Origin of the sequence: Nocardioides sp., assembly GCF_035503875.1 — a bacterium.
Lineage (GTDB): Bacteria > Actinomycetota > Actinomycetes > Propionibacteriales > Nocardioidaceae > Nocardioides.
In genome coordinates, this window is record NZ_DATJTA010000104.1 from 60,721 (window position 1) to 83,204 (window position 22,484).

19 protein-coding genes are annotated in these 22,484 nt (G+C 73.6%); 15 read left to right on the top strand and 4 right to left on the bottom strand.

Annotated features, from left to right (window positions below; all coding sequences use genetic code 11):
• Positions 1-2: 2 nt before the first annotated feature.
• The 4 genes from VMF51_RS25075 to VMF51_RS25090 are packed head-to-tail and all read left to right on the top strand — an operon-like array spanning position 3 to position 3,783.
• Positions 3-1,451 carry an FAD-dependent oxidoreductase gene (locus VMF51_RS25075; RefSeq protein WP_325477221.1) on the top strand — a complete coding sequence of 483 codons (1,449 nt, stop codon included), beginning with the start codon at positions 3-5 and terminating at the stop codon, positions 1,449-1,451.
• Positions 1,448-2,191 (top strand): SDR family oxidoreductase, encoded by a 744-nt coding sequence (locus VMF51_RS25080; protein WP_325477222.1) that lies wholly within the window; start codon positions 1,448-1,450, stop codon positions 2,189-2,191. The genes VMF51_RS25075 and VMF51_RS25080 overlap by 4 nt, the downstream gene beginning before the upstream one ends.
• 32 nt (positions 2,192-2,223) lie before the next feature.
• Positions 2,224-3,000 carry an SDR family oxidoreductase gene (locus VMF51_RS25085; RefSeq protein WP_325477223.1) on the top strand — a complete coding sequence of 259 codons (777 nt, stop codon included), beginning with the start codon at positions 2,224-2,226 and terminating at the stop codon, positions 2,998-3,000.
• A 9-nt stretch (positions 3,001-3,009) separates the two neighbouring features.
• Entirely contained in the window at positions 3,010-3,783 is a 774-nt protein-coding gene (locus VMF51_RS25090; RefSeq protein WP_325477224.1) for an SDR family oxidoreductase, read from the top strand.
• A 189-nt stretch (positions 3,784-3,972) separates the two neighbouring features.
• Here the strand turns inward: VMF51_RS25090 and VMF51_RS25095 are convergent, their stop codons facing one another.
• Positions 3,973-4,896: a 3-oxoacyl-ACP reductase gene (locus tag VMF51_RS25095; protein ID WP_325477225.1), complete on the bottom strand. Its 924-nt coding sequence runs from the start codon at positions 4,894-4,896 to the stop codon at positions 3,973-3,975.
• 156 nt (positions 4,897-5,052) lie between these two features.
• On the opposite strand from VMF51_RS25095, the gene VMF51_RS25100 reads away from it, so the two are divergent.
• Genes VMF51_RS25100 through VMF51_RS25115 form a run of 4 tightly spaced genes read left to right on the top strand, consistent with a single transcriptional unit; the run spans position 5,053 to position 9,929 of the window.
• Positions 5,053-6,213 (top strand): steroid 3-ketoacyl-CoA thiolase, encoded by a 1,161-nt coding sequence (locus VMF51_RS25100; protein WP_325477226.1) that lies wholly within the window; start codon positions 5,053-5,055, stop codon positions 6,211-6,213.
• A 3-nt stretch (positions 6,214-6,216) separates the two neighbouring features.
• On the top strand, positions 6,217-8,427 hold the full coding sequence (locus VMF51_RS25105; RefSeq protein WP_325477227.1) for an acyl-CoA dehydrogenase: 2,211 nt from the start codon (positions 6,217-6,219) through the stop codon (positions 8,425-8,427).
• A gap of 9 nt (positions 8,428-8,436) precedes the next feature.
• A complete protein-coding gene (locus VMF51_RS25110) occupies positions 8,437-9,309 on the top strand; it encodes a MaoC/PaaZ C-terminal domain-containing protein (RefSeq protein ID WP_325477228.1) in 873 nt (290 codons plus the stop codon).
• Positions 9,306-9,929 carry a PaaI family thioesterase gene (locus tag VMF51_RS25115; RefSeq protein WP_325477229.1) on the top strand — a complete coding sequence of 208 codons (624 nt, stop codon included), beginning with the start codon at positions 9,306-9,308 and terminating at the stop codon, positions 9,927-9,929. The genes VMF51_RS25110 and VMF51_RS25115 overlap by 4 nt, the downstream gene beginning before the upstream one ends.
• A 28-nt stretch (positions 9,930-9,957) precedes the next feature.
• Here VMF51_RS25115 and VMF51_RS25120 read toward each other — a convergent pair whose 3' ends face one another.
• Positions 9,958-11,487 (bottom strand): FAD-dependent oxidoreductase, encoded by a 1,530-nt coding sequence (locus tag VMF51_RS25120; RefSeq protein WP_325477230.1) that lies wholly within the window; start codon positions 11,485-11,487, stop codon positions 9,958-9,960.
• Positions 11,488-11,634: 147 nt separating this feature from the next.
• On the opposite strand from VMF51_RS25120, the gene VMF51_RS25125 reads away from it, so the two are divergent.
• Positions 11,635-12,243: a TetR family transcriptional regulator gene (locus VMF51_RS25125; protein WP_325477231.1), complete on the top strand. Its 609-nt coding sequence runs from the start codon at positions 11,635-11,637 to the stop codon at positions 12,241-12,243.
• A gap of 85 nt (positions 12,244-12,328) precedes the next feature.
• Here VMF51_RS25125 and VMF51_RS25130 read toward each other — a convergent pair whose 3' ends face one another.
• Both VMF51_RS25130 and VMF51_RS25135 read right to left on the bottom strand, forming a co-directional pair.
• Positions 12,329-13,264: an alpha/beta hydrolase gene (locus tag VMF51_RS25130; protein ID WP_325477232.1), complete on the bottom strand. Its 936-nt coding sequence runs from the start codon at positions 13,262-13,264 to the stop codon at positions 12,329-12,331.
• 35 nt (positions 13,265-13,299) lie between these two features.
• Positions 13,300-14,943, bottom strand: coding sequence for a class I adenylate-forming enzyme family protein (locus VMF51_RS25135; RefSeq protein ID WP_325477233.1), 1,644 nt, complete (start codon positions 14,941-14,943; stop codon positions 13,300-13,302).
• A 405-nt stretch (positions 14,944-15,348) separates the two neighbouring features.
• Here VMF51_RS25135 and VMF51_RS25140 point away from each other — a divergent pair, with 405 nt between their 5' ends.
• The 6 genes from VMF51_RS25140 (at position 15,349) to VMF51_RS25165 (ending at position 22,392) form a co-directional block, all read left to right on the top strand.
• A complete protein-coding gene (locus VMF51_RS25140; RefSeq protein WP_325477234.1) occupies positions 15,349-16,752 on the top strand; it encodes an ABC transporter substrate-binding protein in 1,404 nt (467 codons plus the stop codon).
• A 96-nt stretch (positions 16,753-16,848) separates the two neighbouring features.
• On the top strand, positions 16,849-19,155 hold the full coding sequence (locus VMF51_RS25145) for an ABC transporter permease (protein ID WP_325477235.1): 2,307 nt from the start codon (positions 16,849-16,851) through the stop codon (positions 19,153-19,155).
• Positions 19,142-19,885 (top strand): ABC transporter ATP-binding protein, encoded by a 744-nt coding sequence (locus tag VMF51_RS25150; RefSeq protein ID WP_325477236.1) that lies wholly within the window; start codon positions 19,142-19,144, stop codon positions 19,883-19,885. The genes VMF51_RS25145 and VMF51_RS25150 overlap by 14 nt, the downstream gene beginning before the upstream one ends.
• Complete coding sequence (locus VMF51_RS25155; RefSeq protein ID WP_325477237.1) at positions 19,882-20,598, top strand: ABC transporter ATP-binding protein; 717 nt, start codon at positions 19,882-19,884, stop codon at positions 20,596-20,598. Before VMF51_RS25150 ends, VMF51_RS25155 begins: the two co-directional genes overlap by 4 nt.
• Before the next feature lies 1 nt (position 20,599).
• Complete coding sequence (locus VMF51_RS25160; RefSeq protein WP_325477238.1) at positions 20,600-20,953, top strand: hypothetical protein; 354 nt, start codon at positions 20,600-20,602, stop codon at positions 20,951-20,953.
• 2 nt (positions 20,954-20,955) lie between these two features.
• Positions 20,956-22,392, top strand: a complete 1,437-nt coding sequence (locus VMF51_RS25165) for an amidase (protein WP_325477239.1) — start codon at positions 20,956-20,958, stop codon at positions 22,390-22,392.
• The last annotated feature ends 92 nt before the right edge of the window (positions 22,393-22,484 follow it).

Sequence of the window (22,484 nt, forward strand, 5' to 3'; positions counted from 1 at the left end):
CCGTGAGCGGCCAGGCGGCCGCAGCCGTGTCCTGCGACGTGCTCGTCGTGGGGCTCGGCTGCGCCGGCGCCACGGCGGCGATCGAGGCGGCCGAGGCCGGCGCGTCGGTCGTCGCCCTCGAGCGGGCGAGCGCTCCCGGGGGCTCCTCGGCGCTGTCGGGCGGCGAGCTCTACCTCGGCGGCGGCACCGCCACGCAGCAGGCATGCGGCTTCGCCGACTCGGCCGAGGCGATGTACGACTTCCTCGTCGCCGCCCTCGGTCCGCACGCGGACGAGGAGAAGCTGCGTCGCTACTGCGAGGGCTCGGTCGAGCACCACGACTGGCTGGTCGGACACGGCGTCGTCTTCAAGCCCTCGCTGCACGACCGGCCGACCTGGATGCCGGACACCGACGACGGACTGATGTGGCTCGGCGAGAACGCCGCGCCGTTCAACTCGCTCGCGCAGCCGGCGCCCCGCGGACACCGCGGCCCCGCGCCGTACTACGCCGGCAAGGTGCTGATGGACGCCCTCGTCGAGGCGGCCGCGGCCGCCGGCGTCGAGACGCACACCGACACCCGGGCGGTCTCGCTCGTGGTCGAGGACGGGCGGGTCGTCGGCGTCCGCGCCAGGCGCTTCGGCGAGGACGTCGAGTACCGCGCCGCCCGCGGGGTCGTGCTCACCACCGGCGGCTTCGTCGACAACGAGCCGATGCTCGCCGACCACGCCCCGGCGCTGCTCGGGCACGGCAAGGTCAGCGACGGTCTCGACGACGGCAGCGGCATCGCCATGGCGCTGCACGTCGGCGCCGCGACCCGGCGCATGCACGCCCACGAGATCGCGCTGACCTACCTGCCGGCGCTCGCCGTGCGCGGGCTGGTCGTCGACGGGCTCGGGCAGCGCTTCGTCAACGAGGACAGCTACCCCGGGATCGTCAGCCACGCGGCCGTCACGCACCGCCCGGCGCCGTACTGGGTGATCGTCGACGAGATCGGCTTCGAGGACGTCCCCGAGCGCGAGCGCTGGGGCGTGCGGCCGGCGTACGCCGCCGAGGACCTGGACGAGCTCGGGGCCGAGCTGGGCATGCCCGCGGGCGCGCTCGCGGCCACCGTGGCGGCGTACAACCGGGACGCGGAGCGGGGCGAGGACACCTGGTTCCGCAAGGACCCGGACTGGCTGCGTCCGCTGAGGCCGCCGTACGCCGCGATCGACGTGGCGGTCGGCTTCCACCCCGGCGACCGCGACAGCGCGGCCAGCGGGAACGGCGTCGCGGGCTTCACCCTCGGCGGGCTGCACACGACGCCCGACGGCGCCGTGCTGACCTGGGCGGGGGAGCCGATCCCCGGCCTGTACGCCGCCGGGCGCGCGACCTCGGGCATCCACGGCGACGGCTACATCAGCGGTACGTCGCTGGGTGACGGGACGTTCTTCGGCCGGGCTGCGGGCCGGTCTGCCGCGGGAGCGGTGCGGTGACCGCGCGCTTCGAGGGCCGCCGCGTGCTGATGACGGGCGGTGCCTCCGGGATCGGCCGGGCCGCCGCGGTCCGGTTCGTCGCCGAGGGCGCGACCGTGTTCGCCGTCGACCTGGACGAGGAGGGCCTGGCCCGCACCGTCTCGGAGTGTGCGGGGCCGGGCCGGATCACCACCGCGGTCTGCGACGTCACCTCCGAGCCGGAGGTGGTCGCCACCGTGGCGCGCGCCGGCAGCGACCTGGGCGGGCTCGACGTGCTCGCCAACGTCGCGGGCATCCACCGCACGACCCCGATCGAGTCGCTCACGGTCGACGACCTGCACCTGCTCTTCGAGGTGAACCTGGTCGGCACCGCGCTCACCTGCCGCGAGGCCGTCCCGCACCTCGGCCGGGGGAGCGTCATCGTCAACGTCGCCTCCAGCGCCGCCGCGCACGGCAACCCGTACATGTCGGCGTACTCCGCCTCGAAGGGCGCGGTGCTGGCCTTCAGCCTGAGCCTCGCCGCCGAGCTGGTCGGCCGCGGCATCCGGGTGGTGCCGGTCTCGCCGGGCACGGTGGCCACGCCGCTCACCGCCGCGGTCGTCCCCGGCGACCTGGACTTCGGCTACTTCGGCCGGATCCGCTCCCTGATGGGGGAGGCCACCCCCGAGCAGATCGCCGGCGCGATCGCCTTCGCCGCCTCCGACGACGCGTCGTACCTCACCGGTGCCGAGCTGCGCGTCGACGGCGGCTCGCACATCTGAGCCCACTCACCCCGACCTTCCCTGGAGGAACCATGTCCCGTCTCGTCGTCGTCACCGGTGCCGCCTCCGGCATCGGCGCGGCCGTCCGCCGTCTTCTCGAGGAGCGCGGCGACCGCGTGCTGGGGGTGGACCTGAAGGACACCGAGGTCTGCGCCGACCTCAGCACCGCGGAAGGCAGGGCGGCGGCGGTGGCCGGCGTCCTCGAGGTGGCCGGCGGCGTGGTCGACGGCGTGGTCACCTGCGCCGGGCTCTCCGGCTCGTCGCCGGCGCTGCCCGCGGTGAACTTCTTCGGGACCACCGACGTGGTCGCGGGCCTGCGTCCGGCGCTCGCCGCCTCCGCCGCGCCGCGGGTCGTCCTGGTCGGCTCCATCTCCGGCACCCAGCCCGTCGACCAGGCGCTCGTCGAGGCGCTGCTGGCCGGCGACCTCGACGAGTCGGCCCGGCTCACCGAGGCCGCGCTCGCGGACGGCCGTCCCCAGCAGCTCTACCCGTCGTCGAAGTCGGCGGTGACCCAGTGGGCGCGGCGTACCGCCGTGTCGCCCGGCTGGGCCGACGCCGGGATCGCGGTGAACGTCGTCGCGCCGGGAGTCGTCCTTACGCAGATGACGACGGACCTGTTCGCCGACCCGCGGATGAAGAAGGTCATGGACACCGCGGTGCCGATGCCGCTGCACGGCTACGCCGCCCCCGAGGACATCGCCCGCGTCATCGGCGTCCTGGCGTCGCCCGAGATCACGCACGTCACCGGCCAGGTGCTCTACGTCGACGGCGGGGCCGAGGCCACGCTCCGGTCGCCGGCCCACTTCTGAGGAGGAACGATGAACGCAGAGAACCGACACCTGGCCGGACGCGTCGCCCTGGTGACCGGCGCCGGTCAGGGCGTGGGGCAGGGGATCGCCCTCGCCCTCGCCGGCGAGGGGGTCTCGATCGCCGTCCTCGGCCGGACCGAGGCCAAGCTGGAGGAGACCTGCCGCCTGCTCCGCGAGCGCGGGGTCGAGGCCGAGCCCTTCGCCTGCGACGTCGCCGAGACCGACGCCGTCCCAGGCGTCGTCGAGGCCGTCGCCGCCCGCTTCGGCCGCCTCGACATCCTGGTCAACAACGCCTGGGCGGGGGCGTACGGCCCGCTGCTCGACCTCAGCGACCGCGCCTTCCAGAAGGGCTTCCGCACCGGCCCGTTCGCGTCGTTCGCCTTCATGAAGGCGGCCCACCCGCACCTGAAGGCCAGCGGCGACGGGTCGATCGTCAACCTCGTCACCTCCGCGATGGTCCGCTGGGACCCCACGACGTACGGCGCCTATGCGGCCGCGAAGCAGGCCGTGCGCTCGTTGACGCGTACGGCGGCGGTCGAGTGGGCGCCCGACGGCATCCGCGTGAACGCCATCGCCCCGCACGCGCTCTCGCCGGGCCTGCAGCGCTGGACCGAGACCAACCCGGAGGAGGCCGCGGAGTTCGTGGCCAGCATCCCCATGCGCCGGATCGGCGACTGCGAGGACGACATCGGCCGCGCCGTCGTCGCCCTCGTCGGCCCGGACCTGCGCTACCTCACCGGCGCCACGCTCCCGCTCGACGGCGGCCAGGCGTTCTTCGGCTGAGGGTGTTGCCCAACCCGAGCTGATTTCGGCCCGTGGCCCGGACCCGCCCCCGACCCGCCCAACGGCCGCAATTGCGGCCGTTGGACGGGTTTCCGGGGTCCGGGCCTGTCCAACGGCCGCAATTGCAGCCTCCGGACAGGCCGACCCGGGACAGGCCGACCCGGGACAGGCCGACCCGGGGTAGGTCGATCAGCGATTGAGCTGCTGCACCCCGGTGGTGTCGAGCTCGGCGACGGAGTACGCCGCGTAGTTCTGCTGCGGGGAGCGCTCGGCGAAGTGGGGGACCAGCTGCTCGTCGAGCTCCTCGACGGTGAACGTGCCCGTGCTGGACGTGAACTTCCGCTCGACCGTCGGCGCCGCCATCAGCGCGACCATGTCGCCGTACACGACGAAGACCTGGCCGTTGACGGTGGCCGCCGCGGGGGAGGCCAGCCACGAGACGAAGGTCGCGACCCGCTCGGGGGCGAGGATGTCGAGCTGGTTGGCGTTCGGGTCGGCGTCGAAGACGTTCGCCGTCATCTCGGTCCGGGCGCGGGGGCAGATCGCGTTGGCGGTGACGCCGTACCGAGCCATGCCCTGGGCGGTGGCGAGGGTGAGAGCGGTGATGCCCGCCTTGGCCGCGGCGTAGTTGGGCTGGCCGGCCGAGCCGAAGAGGAAGGCCTCGGAGGAGGTGTTCACGATCCGGCCGAAGACGGGGGCGCCGGCGGCCTTGGAGGTGTTGCGCCAGTGCGCGGAAGCGGCCCGGGAGAGAGCAGCGTGGCCCTTGAGGTGGACGGCGATGACGCTGTCCCACTGGCTCTCGTCGAGGTTGAACAGCATCGAGTCGCGGGTGATGCCCGCGTTGTTGACCACCACGTCGAGGCTGCCGAAACTGTCCACCGCGGTCGAGACCAGGCGCTCGCCGAGCGACCAGTCGGACACGTCGCCGAGCACCGCGACCGCCCCGACGCCCAGCTCCTTGATCTCCGAGACGACGTCCTCGGCGGCCGGACCCATGTCGTTGACGACGACGTTGGCCCCTGCTGCGGCCAGGGCGAGCGCCTCCGCGCGGCCGAGGCCGGCGCCGGCGCCGGTCACCACGGCGGTGCGTCCCGCCAGGTGGGTGCTGCTCATCTGTGCTCCTTGCGAACTCAGCGGATGGAGCCTCGCACGCTAGGTCGGCCCGAGTACGCCGCCCGGAGCAGATCCGACTGGGTGGGACTGGCCGACGGGGCGCACCCTCGCGGGTCCTTAGCCTGCGAGAGCCGCCATCCAGACAGGAGAACCACCATGCCCGAGGCCGTGATCGTCGAGGCCGTCCGCACACCGGTGGGGCGCAGGTACGGCGCGCTCGCCGGCCTGCACCCCGCCGAGCTGCTCGGCGCCGCCCAGACCGCCCTGGTCGAGCGGGCCGGCGTCGACCCGGCGAGCGTCGGCCAGGTGATCGGCGGCTGCGTGACCCAGGCGGGGGAGCAGTCCAACAACGTCACCCGCAACGCCTGGCTGCACGCGGGCCTGCCGTACACGACCGCCTGCACCACCATCGACTGCGCCTGCGGCTCCTCCCAGCAGGCCGTCCACCTGGTCGCGGGGCTGATCGCCTCCGGCGCGATCGACGCCGGGATCGGCTGCGGCGTCGAGGCGATGAGCCGGGTCTTCCTCGGTGCCGCGCTCGCGCCGGACACCGGGCTGCCCACGCCCGACTCGTGGACCCTCGACATGCCCGACCAGTTCACGGCCGCCGAGCGGATCGCCGAGCGCCGCGGGCTGACCCGCGAGCAGCTCGACGCCTTCGGCCTGGCCTCCCAGCGCCGGGCGGCCGCGGCCTGGGCCGACGGCCGCTTCGACTCCCAGGTCGTGCCGGTCACCGCGCAGGTCGTCGGCGCCGACGGCCCGACCGGAGAGACCCACGTCGTCACCCGGGACCAGGGCCTGCGTGAGACCAGCGCCGAGGCGCTGGCCGGGCTGAAGGCGGTCGTCCCGGGCGGCCTGCACACCGCCGGCAACTCCTCGCAGATCAGCGACGGCGCGGCCGCCGTACTCCTGATGAGCCGGGAGCGCGCCGAGGCCGAGGGGCTGCGCCCGCGGGCGCGGATCGTCGCCTCGGGCATGGTCGGGTCGGAGCCGTACTACCACCTCGACGGGCCGGTCGACGCGACCGCGCACGTGCTCCGCGAGGCGGGCATGAAGCTCGGCGACATCGACCTGGTCGAGATCAACGAGGCCTTCGCCTCCGTCGTGCTGTCCTGGGCACAGGTCCACGACGCCGACCTGGACCGGGTCAACGTCAACGGCGGCGCCATCGCCCTCGGCCACGCGGTCGGCTCGACCGGCGCCCGGCTGATCACCCAGGCGGTCCACGAGCTGGAGCGCCGCGACGCCTCCACCGCGCTCGTCACCATGTGCGCGGGCGGCGCGCACGCCACGGCCACGATCATCGAACGGATCTGACGCATGTCCCGACCCACCAGCACCGGCAGCCTCGGCCTCGACCAGGACCAGCTCGACCTGCGCGACTCGGTGCGCACCCTCCTCGCCCGCCACGTCACCGAGACGGTCGTCCGCGACGCGGTCGAGGCCAAGCAGGAGGAGCTGCCGCCGTTCTGGGGCGAGCTCGCCGAGCAGGGCCTGCTCGCCCTGCACCTGCCCGAGGAGGCGGGCGGCATCGGCGGCACGCTCCTCGACACCGCCGTCGTGCTGGAGGAGCTCGGGCGCGGGATGGCGCCCGGGCCGTACCTCCCGACCGTGCTGGGCTCCGCGATCCTCCACCGCGCGGGCCATGCCGCTGAGCTCCCCGGCCTCGCGGACGGTACGACGACCGCCGCCGTCGCCCTCGAGCCCGGCACCCTCCGGGGTACGCCGACCTCCGACGGGGGACTCGACCTCTCCGGGGAGTCGGTCCCGGCGCTGGGTGCACAGGTCGCCGACCTGTTCGTCCTGCCGGTGGCCGTCGACGCCGGGGTGCAGTGGGTCCTGCTCCGCCGCGACGTCGTCGAGACCGACCACGAGCCCAGCCACGACCTCACCCGCCGGCTCTCGCCGGTGCGCGTGGGCGCGCGCGTCCCCACGGGCGACGTACTCGACCTCGACCCGCAGCTGCCGCTCGACCTGGCCGCGACGCTGTTCGCGGCGGAGGCCTCGGGGCTCGCCGACTGGGCCACGTGGACCGCTGCCGAGTACGCGCGGGTCCGGCAGCAGTTCGGCCGGCCGATCGGCCAGTTCCAGGGCGTGAAGCACCGCACGGCCTGGAGCCTCGCGCTCTCCGAGCAGGCCCGCGTCTGCGCCTGGGACGCGGCCCGTGCGCAGCACCCCGGGGCGGACGCGGCCGAGGCGTCGCTGGCGGCGGCCACGGCCGGAGCGGTCAGCGTCGAGGCGGCGTTCCGCGCGGCCAAGGACTGCATCAACACCCTCGGCGGCATCGGCTTCACCTGGGAGCACGACGCGAGCCTCTACCTGCGCCGCGCCCAGACCCTGCGGCTGCTGCTCGGCCCGACGAGCCGCTGGCAGCGCCGGATCGCCGAGCTGACGATCTCCGGCGCCCGGCGTGAGCTGGGCCTGGAGCTGCCCCCGGAGGCGGAGCAGGTCCGGTCCGAGGTGCGCGCGGAGCTGGCCGCGGCCCACGACCTGGAGGCCGCGGAGCAGCAGCGCTACCTCGCCGAGCGCGGCTACACCTCGCCGCACCTGCCGCGGCCCTGGGGCCGCGGCGCCGACGCGGTGGCCCAGCTCGTCATCGCCGAGGAGCTCCGCGACGCCGACCTCCACCCGCACGACATGGTCATCGGCAACTGGGTGGTGCCGACCCTGATCGAGCACGGCGACGAACGGCAGCAGGAGCGGTTCGTCCCGCCCAGCCTGCGCGGCGACCTGGTCTGGTGCCAGCTGTTCAGCGAGCCCGGCGCGGGCTCGGACCTGGCCGGGCTCTCGACCCGCGCCGAGAAGGTCGAGGGCGGCTGGCGGGTCAACGGCCAGAAGGTGTGGACCTCGATGGCACGCGACGCCGACTACGGCATCCTGCTCGCCCGCACCGACCCGACCGCGGCCAAGCACCGCGGGCTGTCGTACTTCCTGCTCGACATGTCCGCCGCCGGCCTCGACATCCGCCCGCTGCGTGAGCTGACCGGGGAGGCGCTGTTCAACGAGGTCTTCCTCGACGACGTCTTCGTGCCCGACGACATGCTCGTCGCTCAGCCGGGCGACGGCTGGAAGCTCGCCCGGACCACGCTGGCCAACGAGCGCGTCTCGCTCTCGCGGGGCTCCTCGCTCGGCAGCGGGGGCGAGTCGCTGCTCCAGCTGGTCGCCGAGGGTCCCGAGCCCGACGCCCAGCGGCTCGCGCAGCTCGGCAAGATCCTCGCCGACGCCCAGTCGGGCGGCCTGTTCGCGCTGCGTACCGCGCTGCGCCAGGTCACCGGCGCCCAGCCGGGAGCCGAGGCCAGCGTCGCCAAGCTGCTCGGCGTCGCGCACACCCAGGAGATCTGGGAGACCGCGATGGAGTGGCAGGGCGCCGCCGCGATCCACGGCGCCGCGCAGCGCGGTACGCCGACCTGGTCGTTCCTCTCCAGCCGCAACCTGTCCATCGCGGGTGGTACGACGGACGTCCAGCTCAACATCATCGGCGAGCGGATCCTGGGACTGCCCCGCGACGCCGAGCCCGCCCCGAAGGACTGAAGGAGCACGATGCCGATCAACCGCGACGAGGCGCTCGCCGCCGAGCCGACCCTGCGCGAGGTCTCCTGGACCAGCCGCGACGTGCTGCTCTACCACCTCTCCCTGGGGGCGGGTCGGCACGCCGACGCCGATCCCGAGCTGCGCTGGACCTTCGAGCGCGACCTGCAGGTGCTGCCGACCTTCGCGGCCGTCGCCGGCCAGGGGATCTCCGCCGGCGACGGCGGCGGCCCCGGGCTGAACCTGCCGGGCATCGACATCGACCTGCGCCGGATCCTGCACGCTGGCCAGGCGCACACCGTGCACCGTCCGCTGCCCGCGGCCGGCACCGCCACGATCGCCTCCCGGGTCGCGGAGGTCTGGGACAAGGGCAAGGCGGCGGTCCTCGTGCTCGAGGCGAGCGCCATGACGCCCGACGACGAGCCGCTGTGGACCAGCCGGATGCAGATCTGGGCGCGCGGCGAGGGCGGCTTCGGCGGCGAGCCCGGTCCCGAGGAGCGGTGGTCGGTGCCCGAGCGCGACCCCGACCACGTGCTCGAGACCCCCACGACTCCCGGCCAGGCGCTGCTCTACCGGCTCAACGGCGACCTCAACCCGCTGCACGCGGACCCGGGGTTCGCCGCCTCGGCCGGCTTCGACCGGCCGATCCTGCACGGACTCGCGTCGTACGGCATCGTCGCGCGGGCGCTGGTCGACGGCGTCCTCGACGGCGACGCGACCCGGCTGGCGTCCATCGCGGTCCGGTTCGCCGGCGTACTCGTCCCGGGCGAGACGCTGCGCACCTCGGTCTGGCGCGAGGGCGACCGGCTCTCCTTCGTCACGACCTGCCCGGAGCGCGACGACGCGCCGGTGCTCTCGCACGCGAGCGCGGAGGTGCGCGGGTGATCGCGGCCGACCGGCCGACCCTCAGCGCGACGCCCTCGAACGAGGGGGTCGACGCCGCGGTGGCCGCCGCCCGCCGGGTCGTGGCCGCCCTGCTGCACGCCGGCGGCAACTCGGCGGCCGAGATGAACGGCGTCGCCGACCGGCTGAACGAGGTCGCCGAGTACCTCGAGGAGCACGCGCCCAGCCGCGACGAGCGGCTGGTCGACATGTGGGCCGGCGAGGGCTTCACCCGGCACGACCCGGTCACCGGCCCGGAGAACGCGGTCGCCCCGCCGCTGCACCTGCACGGGCGCGACGACGGCTCCATCGAGGGCCGGGTCACCCTCGGCCTGCCGTACCAGGGGCCGCCCGGCTGCGTCCACGGCGGCGTCTCGGCGCTCCTGCTCGACCACACCCTCGGGGTCGCGAACCACTGGGCGGGGGACTCCGGCATGACCGGCACCCTCACCCTGCGCTACCACCGGCCCACGCCGCTCTTCGAGGAGCTCACCGTGCGGGCCCGGCAGGTCTCCGTCGACGGCCGCAAGATCCGCACCACCGGCGAGATCCTCGCCGGGGGCGAAGTCTGCGTGTCGACGGAGGGCCTGTTCATCAACAAGCACCTCCCGCGGCCCCGCTGAGCGGGGCCGCGGGGCCTGCCGGTCCAGGTCAGGCCTGCAGGTCCGCCACGGCCCGGAGCGCGAAGGCCATCGCGGTGCCGATGGGTGCTCCGGGACCGGGGTAGACCCGACCGGTCAGCGAGGCGCTCGCGTTGCCGACGGCGTACAGCCCGGCCAGCGGGCGGCCCGCCGCGTCCAGCACGCGCGCCTCGGTGTCGGTCACGAGTCCGCCCTTGGTGCCCAGGTCGGAGAGGACCAGGCGCGCCGCGGTGTACGGCGCCTCGGCGATCGGCACCAGCACGGGGTCGGCGAAGTAGCGGTCGTACTCGTCCCGGCCCCGGCCGAAGTCGGTGTCCTCGCCGGCGAGCGCCAGGGTGTTGAAGCGCTCGATGGTCGCGGTGAGCTCGGCCTCCGGCACGCCGATCGCGGCTGCGAGACCGGCCAGCGTGTCGCTCTGCACCCAGGTGCCGGCCTCCAGGTGCTCCGCGGGGCGACCACCGGGTAGGGAGATCGCGGGCAACCGGCCCTGGGTGCGCGCGTCGAAGACGACGTACGACGGCACCCGCGCGGGGTCGGCCGCCATGGCACGGCCGAACTGGTCGTACGGCAGCGACTCGTTGGCGTAGCGCCGGCCGTTGGCGTCGACGACCACGCCGCCGCGGAAGCCCAGCGTGAAGGACGCACCGCCGTCCGGCATCGCGATGCCGGGGCACCACCACGCCTCGTCGAGCAGGGCGGTCGCCGCTCCCAGGCGCTCGGCCGCGGCGACCGGGTCGCCGGTGTTGCTGCCCTCGGGGGCCATCGTCCAGGCGGCGTCGCCGGGTACGCCGTTGCTCGCGCGGGCCGTCGCGCTGCGCTCGAACCCGCCCGAGCCCAGGACCACGCCGCGGCGGGCGGCGTACCGGCGCCGTACGCCGTCGACGGTCGCCTCCACGCCGATGACCCGGTCGCCCTCGCGGACCAGCTCGTCCACGTCGGCACCGGTCACCACCGTGCCGAGCCCGGTGCGGTGCAGCGCGAGCAGCAGCCGGCCGATCAGGGCGCGGCCGGCGGTGAGCGGGCCGTCCGGGTGGCCGAGGCCGGCCCGGTCCCGGTCGACGGCGGGTCGGACGAGGTCGGCGAGCGCGCCGATCTCCTCGCGGGGCAGGTCGACCGGCACGAAGGACCGGCCGCCCGGCACCCGGCCGGGACGGTCGAAGTAGTCGGGGAAGGGACGCCACTCGAAGCGGATCGCCGGGTCCTCCTCCAGGGCCGCCACCACCCGGGGTGCGGTGTCGAGGAAGGCCTCGCGGCGGTCCTTCTCGTTGTCGCCGAGCAGCGCGCCCAGGTAGGTCCGCGCCGACTCGGTCGAGTCGGGGACGCCGGCCCGGCGCTGGACCTCCGTGCCCGGCAGCCAGCACGCCGCGCCCGAGTAGGCGGAGGTCCCGCCGAGCAGGGCGGTCTTCTCGAGCACCAGCGCCCGCAGGCCCGCCCGGGCCGCGAGCACGGCCGCCGTCAGCGCTCCCGCGCCGGAGCCCACGACGACCACGTCGTACTCGGTCGTCTCGGGTCGGTGGTCGGTGGCGGACGGCTGCGTCATGGTGGATCTCCTCGGTCGCGGGTACGGGATCCACCTCAGCCGATCCCCGCGCGCGGCCCGGCGCGACATCCCACTCACCGGTCGCGTGAGCCTCGTCTCCTTCCGGACGTCGGAGGATTGGGGTCAGTCCAGTCCAGGGGGAGCAACGTGCCGCGTGTATCCGAGGTCCGCTCGCCGGCCGAGCCCACCTCGGCCGAGCAGCGGGAGCGCTACCGGCGGATCCTGCGCGCGGCCGCGCGCCACGGCGCCGAGAAGGGCCTCGAGCGGGTCCAGATGCACGACGTCGCGCGGGACGCGGGCGTCGCGATCGCGACGCTCTACCGCTACTTCCCCTCGAAGACCCACCTGTTCACCGCGCTGATGCGCTCGCAGGTCGACCGGCTGGCCACGCTGGAGATCCGGCGCGAGGACGGCGAGACGCCGGAGGAGGCCATCGCCCGGCTCCTCGTGCGCGCCGGCCGTGAGCTCCTGGAGAGCCCGCTGCTCACCCACGCGATGATGCAGTCCAACAACGCCACCGTCGCCCAGTCTCCGACCTCGGCCGTGACCGACGCGTTCTCGGAGCTGCTGCTCTCCGCGGGCGGCATCGAGGAGCCCACGTCGTACGACCTGCGGGTGCTGCGCCTCCTCGAGGAGGCCTGGTACGGCATCGTGATGACGGCGATCAACCGGGGCCAGGACGAGGCTGCGCTGGCCTCGGACACCGAGCTGGTCTGCCGCCTGCTCCTGAGCGGCCGCGAGTCCGCCGGCGCCTGAAACGCCGAGTCGGCAGAAGTTCACGTCAGGTCTGACTGCAACTTCTGCCGACTCGACGCGCAACTTCTGCCGACTCGGCGGGGTGCTAGGCCCAGGACTGCTGGACGAAGCGCCGTACCTCGTCGTGGAGCTCGGCGTCCTCGGGCGCGCCCATGAAGCCACCGTGCGGCATGCCCTCGGAGACGTGCAGCTCGACCGGTACGCCGGCCCGGCGCAGGTGGCGGTGCATGCGGACGGCGTTCGAGAGGAAGAGGTCGCGGGTGCCGGCCTGGACGAAGGTCGGCGGGAAGCCCGCCTCGAAGTCGCCGAACAGCGGCGACAGGTAGGGATGGGCGAGGTCGTGGTCCCCGGCGTAGAGCGCGATGGTGTCGGTCAGCCGGTACGGCAGGACGACGTCGAGCAGCTGGTTGGTCTCGAAGGAGTCGCCCGACTCGGTGAGGTCGAGCTCGGGGGTCAGCAGGACGACGGCCGCCGGGAGCGGCAGGTCCTCGTCGCGCGCCCGGAGGGCCAACGCGGCGGCCAGGTTCCCGCCCGCGGACGCGCCGCCCACCACGATCTGCTCGGGGGCATAGGTCTCCAGCAGGGCCGCATAGACGGCCAGGCAGTCGTCGAGTGCCGCGGGGTAGGGGTGCTCCGGCGGCATCCGGTAGTCCACGGCGTACGCCGTCACCCCGTGCTGCTCGGCGGCGAGGATCGCGCGGAGGCGGCAGGCCTCGCCCTCGCCGTACACCAGGCCGCCGCCGTGCAGCTCGAGGTAGGCCCGGTCGTCGCGGTGCGGACCGTCGGGAGTCGCCACGTGCACGACCGCCCCTCCGAGCTCCACCGTGGTCGCGCTCGCCGAGCCCGTCACCTGGGACCCGTAGCGCCGGACCAACGCCTCGCCGACCAGGGCCTTCGACCGCATCCAACCCTCGTGGTCGTCCGGCGCGATCACCGGCTGCGGCGCCGGCCGGCCCTCGGGGCCGACCATCGCCGCCAGGTTGCGCCGGGCCTCCGCGCTGATCGAGGACGGGAACGGCACCCACCGCTCGCCCAGGCGCACGCCCGCGTCGCGGTTCAGATCCCCACCTCGCGGCGGATGACCTTGCCGGTGGCGTTGCGGGGGAGCGGGGTGGGCGCGAACCGCCAGCGGGTGGGGACCTTGAAGTAGGCGAGCTCGCCGGCGGCGTACTCGCGCAGCCGCTCCTCCAGGCCGTCCAGCTCCGCACCGGCCGCGGGTACGACGACCACGCCGACCTCCTGGCCGAGGTCGGGGTGGCTGACGCCGAGGACGATGCACTCGGCGACGTCGGGGTGGTCGACCAGGACGCCCTCGATCTCGGCGGGGTAGACGTTCTCGCCGCCGCGGATGATCAGGTCCGAGCGCCGGCTGCTGAGGCTGACCCGGCCCTGCTCGTCGAGCATGCCGAGGTCGCCGGTGTGCAGCCAGCGGCCCTCGCGGATGCTGTTCTGCGTCGCCTGCTCGTCGTTCCAGTAGCCCAGCATGTTGTAGGCGCTGCGCACGCAGATCTCGCCCTCGACGCCCGCGGGGAGCGCCTTGCCGTCCGCGTCCCGGACCTCGAGCTCCACGCCGATGATCGGGTTGCCCAGGGTCCCGGGAGCGTCGGCGAGGTCCATCGGGGTGGCGACGGCGACGCCGGTGCAGGACTCGGTCAGCCCGTAGCTGTCGACCAGCGACGACGCGAACGGCAGCCGGGTGCGCAGCCGCTCCTTCAGCTGCGGTGAGGACGGGGCCGAGGCCAGCGCGAAGGCGGTCAGCGAGGAGGTGTCGTACCCGGACAGGTCGGCCTCGAGCAGCCGGCTCGCCATCGTCGGTACGGCGCCCCAGTTCGTGACCCGCTCGCGCTCGACGAGCCGCATCACCGGGTCGACGTCGAAGGCGCCGAGGTGCATCGCGACCTTGCTCCCGGTCGCCAGACGCGGCACCGCGAGGTTGTGCAGGCTCGCGATGTGGAACAGCGGCATGCCGAGCAGGTACGCGCGGTCCCGCGGGTCGGTCGGGTCGCCGAAGGCGGAGATGAGGGCGTCGCTCATCCGGTGGTACTCGACCACCGAGAGCAGGTTGCGGTGCGAGTGGGTGGCGCCCTTCGGCCGGCCCGAGGTGCCGGAGGTGTAGAGGATCACCGCGGGGTCGTCCTCGCCGACCGCCGCGGACGGCAGCGGAGCGTCGGGGTACGCCGCGGCCAGCCGGCGGACGTCGTCGAGCCCGAGGACCGGGACCTCGGCGTCCGCGAGTCGCTCACGGCGCTTCTCGTCGGCGATGACCAGGACGGGCTCGGCGTGCTCGAGGCCGTAGGCCAGCTCGCGCGGAGACCACCAGGCGTTGAACCCGACGGTGACCGCGCCGATCGAGGCCGCCGCCCAGAACGCGACGATCCACTCGGGGGTGTTGGCGGCGGCGATCGCGACCCGGTCGCCGGGGCGGACGCCGTACTCCTCGCGGAGGGCCTGGGCCAGCGACGAGACCATCGCGGCGTGCTCGGCGAAGCTGATCCGCTCCTGGAGCGTGGCGATGTAGGTGCGCTCGCCGTGCCCGACCGACTCGGCGAGCAGCTCGTGCAGCGCCCGGCGGCGGTTCGCGAACACGCTCACCGGCGCGCCCAGCACCTCCTCGGTGACCAGCTCGAACGGAGCCCCGGGGGCGACGAGTCCGGCGACGACCTGGCGTGCGGCGAGGCGGGGGTCGGTCTGGACGGTCATGCGCTCTCCTGCGGGGCTCGTGGGGCGGGGCTCGTGGGGTGGGGCGACATCAGCATGCGACCGCGGGTGATGGCGACCACACGCCAGGTACCGGAGAGCGGGACTTCGCGGACGCCCGATGACCTCCCGGCGGCACTGGTCCGGTCCGCCGCCGCACCGGCCGTCCGTCACGTCCCGCTCACCGAGACATCGGCCGAGGGGGTGCTCCCGGTCACACTCATGCTCGGCCACCAAGGTCCGAGTCCCCGCATCGCCCGATCGGCGTGAGCCAGGGGGCGACCGGCCGTCGCTCTCGGGGAGTGCGACCACGCCCCGGAGCCGTCCACGCGCCGTCAGGTGTCGACGGCTCCGACTGTCATGCCCCACCTGCCGCCGTCGGCGGTCAGCCAGAAGGAGAACCACCCAATGAGAAATCTCAGGAGCGCGCGCGCTGCCGGGCTGGGCATCGCTGCCCTGACCCTGGCGCTCACCGCCGGTGCCTGCGGATCGGACCGGGACAGCGAGGACGCCGGCAGCACCGGCGGTACCGGCGACAACGGCTCGACGCAGTCGTCGGCCACGACGTTCGGCGACCTCGAGTCGCCGTGCGGCGAGGGGGACGCCTCCGGCGCCACCGACCAGGGCGTCACCGACGACAGCATCACCATCGGGTACGGCGACGACCGCGGCTTCGCGGCCGCTCCCGGCCTCAACCAGGAGCTCGGCGACGGCGTGAAGGCGATGATCGCCTGGTGCAACGAGCAGGGCGGGATCAACGGCCGCCAGATCGTCGGCAACCAGTACGACGCCGCGATGACCAACGCCGCCGCCGTCGTGCAGAAGTCCTGCAAGGCCGACTTCATGCTGGTCGGCCAGGGCTTCGCGTACGACGAGGCCGCCGAGCAGTTCCGCGTCGGCTGCGACCTGCCGACCGTCGCCGCGTTCACGATCGGCCCGAACGCCTCGATGGGTCCGGACAAGTTCGAGTCGGTCCCGCGTCCGGTGGACTTCTTCAACGGCACGCTCATGGACGCGAACATGCAGGTCCACCCGGAGATCAAGGACGGCGTCACCGCCCTCGGCTCGACCTCGTCGCCGATCCAGCAGAGCGCGACCAAGGTGATGGACATCGCCGGGGAGCTCGGGGCCACCGTCGAGGACTGCGGGGTGACGCTGAGCCAGGACGGTGAGGCCAACTACGTCCCGTTCGCCGAGAAGTTCAAGGAGTGCGGCGCCTCGGCGCTGTGGATGTCCAACAGCCCCAGCCCGATCGCCTTCGGCCTCCTCGAGGCGCTCCAGCGCGTCGACGCCGGCATGAAGTACGCCTTCGAGTCGACCTGGTACGGCGACATCACCTCGCAGTGGAACGCGCAGTCCGGTGCCGCCGACGGCCTGATCGCCAGCCTGGTCTTCCAGCCGCTGGAGAACGCCGACGTCGTGCCGGCCGTCCAGGACTACGTCGACATCGTCGACGGCGCCGGAGTGAAGAAGAGCCTGATCGGCATGCAGGCGGTCTCCGCCTTCCTGCTGTGGGCGGACGTCGCGAAGGACTGCGGCTCCGACCTGACCCGCGACTGCATGGTCGAGGGCCTGTCGAACGTCCACGAGTGGACCGGTGGCGGCCTGCACGCGCCGTCCGACCCGGGCGGCAACATGCCGCCGTCCTGCGCGCTGGTCGTCCAGCTCGAGGGTGAGAAGTTCTCGCAGGTCTTCCCCGAGGAGCAGGGCGAGTTCCAGTGCGACGAGTCGAAGATCCTCGAGGTCGACCCGGCCACGGCCGGCGTGAAGCTCGACGCCGACCGGATCTCCACGGCGTTCGCCAAGAAGTAGCCAGTCCGTCCCCCCGCTCCGGCCGGCCGCACCGCGCGGCCAGCCGGAGCGGGACCTCCGCGATCCATCCGAGGTGACCTCCGAGGTGAGCCCCGCATGACCCTCTTCCTGACCTTCACCGTCCTGGGCCTGGTGCTCGGCTCGGTCTACGCGATCGCCGCCTCCGGCCTGGTGCTGACCTACAACACCTCGGGCATCTTCAACTTCGCCCACGGCGCCCAGGCGATGATCGGCGCCTTCCTCTACTACCAGCTGCAGGTGGTGTGGGGCGTCCCCACGCTGCTCTCCGTGCTGATCCTGCTGCTGGTCGTCGGCCCGCTGATGGGCTTCCTGCTGCACCGCTTCATCATGGGCGGCCTGCGCGACACCGCCGAGGTGACCAAGATCGTGGTCACCGTCGCGATCCTGCTCGGCTTCGTGTCGCTGTCCCACTGGGTGTGGGACCCGCAGGAGGCCCGGATGTCGAAGATGTTCTTCGGCGTCGAGAGCCACATCACGGTGGCCGGCGTCGTGATCCGCTACCACGAGATCATCTGCCTGCTCGCCGCCGCCGCCATCGCGATCGGCCTGCGCCTGCTCTTCACCCGCTCCCGGATGGGCGTGCTGATGCGCGCCACCGTGGACGACCCCGACCTGCTCCGCCTCAACGGCCACGACCCCGAGCGGATCGCCGCCCTCGCCTGGGCGCTCGGCTCCACCCTCGCGGTGCTCGCGGGCATCCTGATCACCCCGGTCGCCGGGGGCGCGCTGGAGGCCAACGCGCTCACCCTGCTGGTGATCGACGCCTTCGCCGCCGCCCTGTTCGGCCGGCTGCGCAGCATCCCGCGCACGTTCGTCGGCGCCATCGTGCTCGGCCTGGCCAGCACCTACCTGGTCGCGTACGCCCCGACCGAGTGGACCTGGGTGACCAACCTGCGCGACGCACTGCCGATGATCATCCTGTTCATCGTCCTGCTCGTGCTCCCGCAGGACCGGCTGCGCGGCGCCGCCGTCCGCACCCGGGAGCGCTACGAGGTCCCGCCCGTACGACGGGCCGCGATCTGGGCGGTCGTCATGGTCGTCGCCACCGTCGCGTTCCGCCAGCTCATCGACGACTCGAGCGTCGGCACGCTGATCCTCGGCCTGTCCTTCGCGATCATCGCGCTCTCGCTCACCCTGCTGACCGGGTACGCCGGCGAGCTCAACCTGGCGCCCATCGCCTTCGGCGCGATCGCCACCATCGTGGCCTTCCACAGCGGGATCAGCGGCGAGGGCCTCGACGCCCGGATGAGCATCGTCGGCCTGCTGCTCGGCGTCCTCGCCGCCGCCGTCACCGGCGCCCTGGTGGCGCTGCCGGCGCTGCGGCTGCGCGGGCTCTACCTGGCGCTGGCGACCCTGGCCTTCGGCGGCATCGTCTCCTCGATGGTGCTGCGCGAGACCCAGCCGCGCTCCTGGTTCGGCCACGAGCTGGCGCTCTTCCCGAACGGCAACCTGATCATGTCGCCGCTGCAGGTCGGCCCACTCGACCTGGGCGACCAGGACACCTTCCTCTACACCGTGGCCGCGGTCTTCGCGGTGCTCGGCGTCGGGGTGGTCGCGCTGCGCAACAGCGGCTACGGCCGACGGCTGGCCGCGATGAAGGACAGCCCGGCGGCCGCGGTGATGCTCGGCCAGCGGCTGGTGCGCCTGAAGCTGTCGGTGTTCATGGTCTCGACCGCGATCGCCGGACTCGGCGGCATCTTCATGTCGATGGCGCTGACCTCGGTCACCTCCGACCACTTCGTCTACACGCTGGGCCTGTCGCTGGTGATGCTGACCGTCGTCGGCGGCATCGGCTACGTGAGCGGCGCGCTCTTCGGCGGACTGCTCGCCGGCGGCGGGTTCGCGCTGATCGTCGGCTCCTTCAACGACCTCTCGATCGAGCACCCGGTGCACGCGGAGACGTTCAGCATCCTGTCCCACCTGTTCCTCGTCATGACGGCCCTGATCGGGATCGGCGTGGGGGACAACCCCAGCGGCAACCTGTTCCTGATCTTCCGCGCGCAGCGCCGCCTGGACCGCGCCCCCGAGGTCCGGTACGCCGCCGTGGCGGTCACCGTCGTCCTCTACGTCCTGACCTACGTCGAGGTGATCGGCACCTGGACCTTCGGCATCGTGCTGCTGGTGTTCTGGGCGGCCCTGCCCGCCATCGGCACGGCGCTGCGGCCCGAGAAGATGCTCGACCCGGAGGAGCTCGCCGCCCGGCGGACGACCCCGCTCGAGCTCGTCGGCATCGACGCGGCGTACCCCGAGTCGTTCGGCGAGCACCTCGACCGCCGGCTCGGCCTGCCGGCCCGGCACCGCTCGTCCCGTCCGGCGACGCGGGCGGCGCACGTCGGCACCCACCCCACGACCGAGGAGGACGCCCAGCATGTCCCCGTCTGAGAACCTGCTGGAGACCAGCGGCGTCGTCGTCCGCTTCGGCGGCAACACGGCCGTCTCCGACGTCGGCATCGACATCCGTGCCGGCGCCGTCACCGGACTGATCGGCCCGAACGGCGCCGGGAAGACGACGCTCTACAACTGCATCACCGGCATGCAGCGCCCCGACGCCGGCCGGATCGTCTTCGGCGGCAAGGACATCACCAAGGTCGCGCCGGGGACCCGTGCCCGGATGGGGATGGCCCGGACCTTCCAGCGCCTCGAGCTGTTCCTGTCCCTCAGCGTGCGCGACAACATCCGGGTCGCGGGCGACATCGTCCGGGCCAACACCCGGCGCCGCTTCGACCTGGAGGCCGAGACCCAGCGGGTGCTCGAGCTGACCGGGCTGGGCGACATCGCCGACCAGGACGTCTCCGACATCCCCACCGGCCGGGCGCGCGTCGTCGAGGTGGCCCGGGCGCTGATGACCCAGCCCCGGCTGCTGCTGCTCGACGAGCCGGCCTCCGGCCAGACCGAGCGGGAGACCGAGGAGTTCGCGGCGATGCTGCGCGGCCTGGCCGACGACGGGCTCGCCGTCTGCCTCGTCGAGCACGACCTGCCCCTGGTGATGGGGCTGTGCTCGCGCATCCACGTCCTCGACCACGGGGTGCTGATCGCCTCGGGCACCCCGGCCGAGGTCCAGGCGTCCCCGGCCGTCATCGAGGCCTACATCGGAACGGAGGTCGTCGCGTGAGCCTCACCGAACCCGACGAGCCCGTCGTCGAGCTGCTCGGCGTCCGGGCGGCGTACGGCGCCATCGAGGTGCTCAAGGGCGTCGACCTCACCGTGCCCGCGGGCTCGGTCGTCGCGCTGCTCGGCCCGAACGGCGGCGGCAAGACGACGACGATGAAGGTCGTCAGCGGCCTGATGCCGAGCACCTCGGGGGAGCTGCGGATCTCGGGACGCAACGTCACCGGCATCACCGCCACCGAGGCCAGCCGGCTCGGCATCTGCTCGATCCCGGAGGGCCGGGGCGTCTTCGCCAACCTCACCGTCCGCGAGAACCTCTGGGTCGCCACCGGCACCGGTCGCAAACGCGCCGAGATCGAGGAGGCGGCGTACGCCCGCTTCCCGAAGCTCGCCGAGCGGCGCAACCAGCTGGCCGGGTCGATGTCCGGCGGCGAGCAGCAGATGCTCTCGCTGTCCCGGGCGCTCGGCACCGACCCCGTGGTGCTGCTGCTCGACGAGCTCTCGATGGGGCTCGCGCCGATGATCGTCTCGCAGATGTACGACATCGTCGGCCAGCTCGCCGCCGAGGGGATCTCCATCCTCGTCGCCGAGCAGTTCGCCCGCGTCGTACTGCCCATCGCCGACACCGCGGCCCTGATGCTCGGCGGCCGCGTCGTCAGGGTCGGACGCCCTGCCGAGATCGAAGACGAACTCTCCACCACCTACCTGGGAGGCTGACATGCTCACCGAAGAACGACGCGCCGAGTTCCACCGCGAGGTGGCCGACCACAAGCTGAAGGCCGACGGCTCGAAGTCCGACGGCCCCGTGCGGGTCGTCGGCATCCTGCTGATGATCGGCGGCGCGATCGGCGCCTTCGTCGCCTACAACGCCTCCGGCTCGCAGTCGGACACCCGCGACATCCTCTCCAGCCTGATCCTGGCGGTCGCGTTCCTGGGCCTGATCGGCATCGGCGCGGCGATGTACGTCGCGACCGCGATCTCGCGGGTGCTGCGGCTGTGGCTGCTGCGCCAGCTGGTCGAGGGCCAGGCCCAGACCGACCAGATCGACGCCGCCCTGCGCGAGCGCGCGTAGCGGTGGCCGGCGAGCACCCGCTCGACCGCCTCGACGCCACCGGCCTCGCCGCCGCCGTCCGGGACGGGGAGATCGAGGCCCGCGAGGTCGTCGAGGAGTCGATCGCGCGGATCGAACGCCACGACCCGGCGCTGAACGCGATCGCGCACACCCGCTTCGACGAGGCGCGTGCCGAGGTGGAGGCCGGTCTGCCCGAGGGGCCGCTGCGCGGCGTACCGGTGCTCGTCAAGGACCTGTACGCCGACGTGGCCGGCCTGCCCTCGACCCGGGGCAGCCGCCTCTTCGCCGACCTGGTGCCGAGCGAGGACAGCGAGCTGGTCCGGCGCTACCGGGCCGCGGGCGCGGTCGTGCTCGGGACCACCAACGTGCCCGAGTTCGGCCTGAACGCCAGCACCGAGGGGCAGCTCTTCGGCCCGTGCCGCAACCCGCGTGACCTGGAGCGGTCGACCGGCGGGTCCAGCGGCGGCAGCGCGGTCGCCGTGGCGACCCGAATGGTGCCGGTGGCCACGGCCAGCGACGGTGGCGGGTCGATCCGGATCCCGGCGTCGATGAACGGCCTGTTCGGCCTCAAGCCCGGGCGGGGCCGGGTCAGCCCCGCGCCGTACCCCTCCCTGCTGTCGGGCCCGGTGAGCGTGCACCACGCGCTCACCACGACCGTGCGTGACAGCGCGCTGCTGCTCGACGTCGCCCACGGCGCGCTGCCCGGCGACGCGTTCGCGGCACCGACGCCGGAGGCACCGTTCGTCGAGCTGGCGGCTCGGGCGCCCGGCCGGCTGCGGATCGGCCTCGCCACCCGCCCGGGCGACGGTGCGGAGGCTTCCGGGGAGGTGCTCGCGGTCCTCAGACGGGCCGCCGACCTGCTCGCCGACCTGGGCCACGAGATCGTCGAGACGACCCTCGACTATGTCCTGGAGGAGTCGCAGGGCGGGGGAGCGGTGCTGATGGGCGCCGGGTTCGCGTCCGCCGTGGACGCCCGGCTCACCGAGCTCGGGCGCGACCTGCGCGACGACGACCTGGAGCCGTTCAGCCGGGTGCTCTACGAGCACTACCGGCACTCGCTGACCGGCCTCGAGGTGTGCCGTGCGCAGGAGACGGCGCAGCGGGTGGGCTGGCGGCTCGGGCGGCAGCTCGATCCTCGGTCCGGCGGCTTCGACGTACTCCTGACGCCGACGCTGGCCGACCCGGTGCCGCCGCTCGGGACCCTGGACACCACGCGCCCGGAGACGATCTGGGAGCACGCCGGCCGCTACTCGGCGTTCACGAGCGTCTTCAACCTGACCGGCCAGCCGGCGATGTCGCTGCCGCTCGGGAGCGACGCGCGGGGCCTGCCGATCGGGGTCCAGGTCGCCGCCGACCTCGGTGGCGAGGGGCTGCTGCTGTCCCTGGCGACCCAGGTCGAGCGGGCCGCCCCGTGGGAGCTCGTCGCCCCGGGGTTCTGAGGGGGACCGGGCTCCCAATCAGCGGGATCAGCAGGCCCCCGCTCGGAGCCCGGCTCCTACGGTCGCAGCACGCCCGGTCCGCGAGCACCGGG